Origin of the sequence: Candidatus Aquicultor secundus (genome assembly GCF_002791875.1) — a bacterium.
Classification (GTDB): domain Bacteria; phylum Actinomycetota; class Aquicultoria; order Aquicultorales; family Aquicultoraceae; genus Aquicultor_A; species Aquicultor_A secundus.
In genome coordinates, this window is record NZ_PFNG01000054.1 from 1 (window position 1) to 1115 (window position 1115).

Sequence of the window (1115 nt, forward strand, 5' to 3'; positions counted from 1 at the left end):
AGCGGGCAAAGCCCGCTTAGGGCATTATAGGGGAAAATAGGGAGTACGGCTATAAAACCCGTGTTTTGATATAAAGAGGAACGATTGGGCAATAATAGTTGTAGGTATGCTTATCTACCGTTTGTTTGGGGAGGTGTTCTCGTTTGTTATTGCTGGGAGTATCGATGGCGACATGGGCGATCGTTCTGGTTACCCTATTATTTGCAGTCCTGTGGGTACAGGTTCTAATTCTGCATTATCGGGGCGCATTCCACCTTGTCTGGATGTGGGAGCCGGTCGTCTACTTGCCGGTTTTAGTTGTAATGGGGATAATCGCCATTTTTGTTCACGGGGTATTCCTGGAAGTTTACGGTGTTGCTTTAATGCTATCGCTGCTGATGGGTCTCTCCGGGCTCGTGTTTCATATTCAAGGGATTGTGCACGAGGTTGGCGGCTGGAACCTTGATAATATTATGGTCGGCCCGCCCCCGATATTTCCTTTGAGCCTATCTTTGATTAGCACCATCGGTATTATCGCGGCCCTTTTTGGGAGGTAGTAATGTCTGCTGAGTCGTATCCCGATTATAATGTGCTCGACCGTATGGAATTCTGGGACGATCATACCAGGCAGATCGTCGAGAGCAGGCTGTCGTCGGTGCCGCAGCCCGCCTTCTTTACAAAAGAGGAGGCGGCAACCCTGAGGGCGGCTGTTTTAAGATTATTGCCCCAGCAAAGAGAGACCCCTATCCCCGTGATGCCGTTCATCGACGAGAAGTTGGCGAAGAATCGGACGGACGGGACGCAGTACGTAGATATGCCTCCGATGCAAGAATTATGGAGGATGTTCATCCGTTCCCTTGATGAGGAAGCCGCGCATACCTATAATAAGCAAAACTTTGCAGGGCTCGACGGTGAGGCGCAGGATACGGTGCTACGGGCGCTGGAGAAAGGTGAATCTCGATCATCGACCTGGGGCCGGGTGCCGGCAAAGAGATCGTTTCAGCAGATAATAAGCATTGCAGCCATGTTTTATTACGCCCACCCGGAGGCCTGGAATGAGGTGGGCTGGGGCGGGCCCAAGCACCCCGAGAGATATGTCAGGATAGAATGCGGTCGCAAAGACCCCGAAGAGCCGG

At 51.8% G+C, this 1115-nt stretch carries 2 protein-coding genes; both read left to right on the plus strand.

What is annotated here, in order from left to right; translation table 11 throughout:
* The first annotated feature begins 143 nt into the window (after positions 1–143).
* Positions 144–536, plus strand: a complete 393-nt coding sequence (locus COY37_RS02140) for a hypothetical protein (RefSeq protein WP_286678798.1) — start codon at positions 144–146, stop codon at positions 534–536.
* A gap of 2 nt (positions 537–538) precedes the next feature.
* A partial coding sequence (locus COY37_RS02145) for a gluconate 2-dehydrogenase subunit 3 family protein (protein WP_286975823.1) occupies positions 539–1115 on the plus strand: 577 nt, incomplete at its 3' end.